At 26.2% G+C, this 442-nt stretch carries 1 protein-coding gene; it reads right to left on the bottom strand.

Annotated features, from left to right (window positions below):
• Window positions 1–93: 93 nt before the first annotated feature.
• Window positions 94–442: transposase (locus GBZ86_RS16785; RefSeq protein ID WP_152892537.1), on the bottom strand; the 349-nt coding region annotated here is incomplete at its 5' end.

Here is a 442-nt window from a genome sequence, read left to right as displayed (position 1 = left end):
TAACGGATTGTGCTAGTTAAATTTGATTTTGAATTAAATGGTAATTATTTTAAAGAAAAAAATATGCCTATAAAGCACTTTTGTATAGGAATTTTATCCAAATACTAAGTGCTTTATTTTTCCTATATTAGCCTCATTTCCACTCAAAAAGTTTATTAAATATGAGATATTATGAGCTAAAATTTTAATACTAATCCTAGTCATTAATCCAAGTTTAGTTTTGGCTAAAACTTTATTTGCATTAAACTGCTCAGTTAATTGTGAGAATGACGTTTCTACACGACGTCTCATTTTAGATAAAATGTTTCGTATATGCTTAGGAAACTGTGTTTTACTATTTTTTCTTTGTAATGCTAAAAGAGAAATATTTTGCTCTAATGCAAGTTGTTTACCTATTTCTGTACTAACATATCCTTTATCTCCTATGATTTTAATGTCTTTA

Source organism: Clostridium tarantellae, assembly GCF_009295725.1.
In the GTDB taxonomy this organism is placed as follows: Bacteria; Bacillota; Clostridia; order Clostridiales; family Clostridiaceae; genus Sarcina; species Sarcina tarantellae.
This window is presented reverse-complemented; position numbering and strand designations above follow the sequence as displayed.